Source organism: Cryobacterium sp. TMN-39-2 (assembly GCF_004402745.1).
Taxonomy (GTDB): domain Bacteria; phylum Actinomycetota; class Actinomycetes; order Actinomycetales; family Microbacteriaceae; genus Cryobacterium; species Cryobacterium zongtaii.
Genome location: NZ_SOFX01000009.1, coordinates 1 through 4,965 on the forward strand (window position 1 = coordinate 1; position 4,965 = coordinate 4,965).

General features: G+C 53.6%; 2 rRNA genes. Both read left to right on the forward strand.

The features are described from left to right. Positions 1 to 1,309, forward strand: a 16S ribosomal RNA gene (locus tag E3O57_RS02090); the annotation flags it as partial. 466 nt (positions 1,310 to 1,775) lie between these two features. Next, positions 1,776 to 4,903 (forward strand): 23S ribosomal RNA (locus E3O57_RS02095). The last annotated feature ends 62 nt before the right edge of the window (positions 4,904 to 4,965 follow it).

The window sequence follows — 4,965 nt, forward strand, 5'->3', positions numbered from 1 at the left end:
TTCGGTCAAGGATGGACTCGCGGCCTATCAGCTAGTTGGTGAGGTAATGGCTCACCAAGGCGACGACGGGTAGCCGGCCTGAGAGGGTGACCGGCCACACTGGGACTGAGACACGGCCCAGACTCCTACGGGAGGCAGCAGTGGGGAATATTGCACAATGGGCGCAAGCCTGATGCAGCAACGCCGCGTGAGGGACGACGGCCTTCGGGTTGTAAACCTCTTTTAGTAGGGAAGAAGCGAAAGTGACGGTACCTGCAGAAAAAGCACCGGCTAACTACGTGCCAGCAGCCGCGGTAATACGTAGGGTGCAAGCGTTGTCCGGAATTATTGGGCGTAAAGAGCTCGTAGGCGGTTTGTCGCGTCTGCTGTGAAAACCCGAGGCTCAACCTCGGGCCTGCAGTGGGTACGGGCAGACTAGAGTGCGGTAGGGGAGATTGGAATTCCTGGTGTAGCGGTGGAATGCGCAGATATCAGGAGGAACACCAATGGCGAAGGCAGATCTCTGGGCCGTAACTGACGCTGAGGAGCGAAAGCATGGGGAGCGAACAGGATTAGATACCCTGGTAGTCCATGCCGTAAACGTTGGGAACTAGATGTGGGGACCATTCCACGGTCTCCGTGTCGCAGCTAACGCATTAAGTTCCCCGCCTGGGGAGTACGGCCGCAAGGCTAAAACTCAAAGGAATTGACGGGGGCCCGCACAAGCGGCGGAGCATGCGGATTAATTCGATGCAACGCGAAGAACCTTACCAAGGCTTGACATATAGAGGAAACGGCTGGAAACAGTCGCCCCGCAAGGTCTCTATACAGGTGGTGCATGGTTGTCGTCAGCTCGTGTCGTGAGATGTTGGGTTAAGTCCCGCAACGAGCGCAACCCTCGTCCTATGTTGCCAGCACGTAATGGTGGGAACTCATGGGATACTGCCGGGGTCAACTCGGAGGAAGGTGGGGATGACGTCAAATCATCATGCCCCTTATGTCTTGGGCTTCACGCATGCTACAATGGCCGGTACAAAGGGCTGCAATACCGCAAGGTGGAGCGAATCCCAAAAAGCCGGTCTCAGTTCGGATTGAGGTCTGCAACTCGACCTCATGAAGTCGGAGTCGCTAGTAATCGCAGATCAGCAACGCTGCGGTGAATACGTTCCCGGGCCTTGTACACACCGCCCGTCAAGTCATGAAAGTCGGTAACACCCGAAGCCAGTGGCCAAACCCGCAAGGGATGGAGCTGTCGAAGGTGGGATCGGTGATTAGGACTAAGTCGTAACAAGGTAGCCGTACCGGAAGGTGCGGCTGGATCACCTCCTTTCTAAGGAGCACAGCAGTGCCGTCTGTATACAGCGGAGTAACACTGCCAAGTCATACGAAGACGAATGTTCTTCGATGGCGCTCATGGGTGGAACATTGACATTGATGCAGAGCCAATCGGTTCGATCTCAGTACTTCACCTCGGTGAATGGAAAGGGTTGGGTCAGGCGGGTTTGCATATGCACGCTGTTGGGTCCTGAGGGACCGGAACACGAATCACTTTCGAGTGGTGAGTGGACTTTTCCTCTGGACCTTTTTCGGTCAGCAGTCGAGCTTCAGTGATGGAGCCGCTGGTCGTAAGGGGTACCGCCCGTACTTTGAGAACTACACAGTGGACGCGAGCATCTTAAATTTGAACCCTTCGGGGTCAAATTACAAAGATCAACACACTTTTCGGAGTGTGTGATCATTGGTCAATTTCGGTCGCGAATTTATTCGCGACACTTAATCGATTCAAACTCATGTGATTTCAAATTTTCAAGAGCAAACGGTGAATGCCTTGGCATGTAGAGCCGAAGAAGGACGTAGTAATCTGCGATAAGCCTCGGGGAGTTGATAAACGAACTGTGATCCGAGGATGTCCGAATGGGGAAACCCCGCCAGGCCCGCAAGGTGACCTGGTGACTCCCGCCTGAATATATAGGGCGGGTAGAGGGAACGTGGGGAAGTGAAACATCTCAGTACCCACAGGAAGAGAAAACAATAGTGATTCCGTTAGTAGTGGCGAGCGAACCCGGAAGAGGCTAAACCGATCATGTGTGATAGCCGGCAGGCGTTGCATGGTCGGGGTTGCGGGACTTTTCTGCTGATTCTGCCGAACAGTGAGCGTTACAAAGGAATATAGACGAACAGGATTGAAAGCCTGGTCATAGAGGGTGCGAACCCCGTAGTCGAAATGTTCCAATGGCGCGAAGAGTATCCCAAGTAGCACGGGGCCCGAGAAATCCCGTGTGAATCTGTCAGGACCACCTGATAAGCCTAAATACTCCTACATGACCGATAGTGAACAAGTACCGTGAGGGAAAGGTGAAAAGTACCCCGGGAGGGGAGTGAAATAGTACCTGAAACCGTTTGCTTACAAACCGTTGGAGCACCCTTTGTTGGTGTGACAGCGTGCCTTTTGAAGAATGAGCCTGCGAGTTAGTGATATGTGGCGAGCTTAACCCGAGAGGGGAATGCGTAGCGAAAGCGAGTCTGAATAGGGCGATTCAGTCGCATGTCCTAGACCCGAAGCGAAGTGATCTATCCATGGCCAGGTTGAAGCGACGGTAAGACGTCGTGGAGGACCGAACCCACTTCAGTTGAAAATGGAGGGGATGAGCTGTGGATAGGGGTGAAAGGCCAATCAAACTTCGTGATAGCTGGTTCTCTCCGAAATGCATTTAGGTGCAGCGTTGCGTGTTTCTTGCCGGAGGTAGAGCTACTGGATAGCCGATGGGCCCTAAAAGGTTACTGACGTTAGCCAAACTCCGAATGCCGGTAAGTGAGAGCGCAGCAGTGAGACGGTGGGGGATAAGCTTCATCGTCGAGAGGGAAACAACCCAGACCACCATCTAAGGTCCCAAAGCGCGTGCTAAGTGGGAAAGGATGTGGAGTTGCATAGACAACCAGGAGGTTGGCTTAGAAGCAGCCACCCTTGAAAGAGTGCGTAATAGCTCACTGGTCAAGTGATTCCGCGCCGACAATGTAACGGGGCTCAAGCACGCCACCGAAGTTGTGGCATTGATATTTTTGGTAAGCCGCACCCTTGTGGTGTTGGTTCAGCCGTGTTGATGGGTAGGAGAGCGTCGTGTGGCCAGCGAAGCGGCGGTGTAAACCAGCCGTGGAGGCTACACGAGTGAGAATGCAGGCATGAGTAGCGAAAGACGGGTGAGAAACCCGTCCTCCGAAAGATCAAGGTTTCCAGGGCCAGGCTAATCCGCCCTGGGTAAGTCGGGACCTAAGGCGAGGCCGACAGGCGTAGTCGATGGACAACGGGTTTATATTCCCGTACTGATGAAAAACCGTCCAAGCTAATCCAGTAATGCTAAGCATCTGAATCCTCTAGATGGATCCCTTCGGGGTGAAGCGTGAGGCCTAGCGTGCGACCCTATGCTGGTGCGGTTAGCGTATTAACAGGTGTGACGCAGGAAGGTAGCTGAGCCGGGCGATGGTTGTCCCGGTCTAAGGATGTAGGGCGAACGATAGGCAAATCCGTCGTTCATTAAGCCTGAGACCCGATGGGTAGCCCGTAAGGGCGAAATCAGTGATCCTATGCTGCCAAGAAAAGCATCGACGCGAGGTTTTAGTCACCCGTACCCCAAACCGACTCAGGTGATCAGGTAGAGAATACTAAGGAGATCGAGAGAATCGTGGTTAAGGAACTCGGCAAAATGCCCCCGTAACTTCGGGAGAAGGGGGGCCTGAGGCGTGAAGGGATTTACTCCTGGAGCGTTCGAAGGCCGCAGAGACCAGTGGGAAGCGACTGTTTACTAAAAACACAGGTCCGTGCCAAGTCGCAAGACGATGTATACGGACTGACGCCTGCCCGGTGCTGGAAGGTTAAGAGGAACGGTTAGCCGCAAGGCGAAGCTGAGAATTTAAGCCCCAGTAAACGGCGGTGGTAACTATAACCATCCTAAGGTAGCGAAATTCCTTGTCGGGTAAGTTCCGACCTGCACGAATGGCGTAACGACTTCCCAGCTGTCTCAACCGCGAACTCGGCGAAATTGCATTACGAGTAAAGATGCTCGTTACGCGCAGCAGGACGGAAAGACCCCGTGACCTTTACTACAGCTTGGTATTGGTGTTCGGTGTGGCTTGTGTAGGATAGGTGGGAGACTTTGAAGCTTGGACGCTAGTTCAGGTGGAGTCATCGTTGAAATACCACTCTGGTCATATTGGATACCTAACTTCGAACCGTGATCCGGTTCAGGGACAGTGCCTGGTGGGTAGTTTAACTGGGGCGGTTGCCTCCTAAAAAGTAACGGAGGCGCCCAAAGGTTCCCTCAACCTGGTTGGCAATCAGGTGTCGAGTGTAAGTGCACAAGGGAGCTTGACTGTAAGACTGACAAGTCGAGCAGGGACGAAAGTCGGGACTAGTGATCCGGCAGTGGCTTGTGGAAGCGCTGTCGCTCAACGGATAAAAGGTACCTCGGGGATAACAGGCTGATCTTGCCCAAGAGTCCATATCGACGGCATGGTTTGGCACCTCGATGTCGGCTCGTCGCATCCTGGGGCTGGAGTAGGTCCCAAGGGTTGGGCTGTTCGCCCATTAAAGCGGTACGCGAGCTGGGTTTAGAACGTCGTGAGACAGTTCGGTCCCTATCCGCTGCGCGCGCAGGAAATTTGAGAAGATCTATCCCTAGTACGAGAGGACCGGGATGGACGAACCTCTGGTGTGTCAGTTGTTCCGCCAGGAGCACCGCTGATTAGCTACGTTCGGAACGGATAACCGCTGAAAGCATCTAAGCGGGAAGCCGGCTTCGAGATGAGATTTCCATCCCTTAGGGGGAGAGGCTCGCAGCTAGACTACTGCGTTGATAGGCCGGATGTGGAAGAGAGGACTAAAGACTCTTGGAGCTGACCGGTACTAATAAGCCGATAATTTGATAACACTCAGTTTGAATAAGCTGCTATGCGTCCACTATGTGGTTCTCGATGTACGGTCGAGAACAA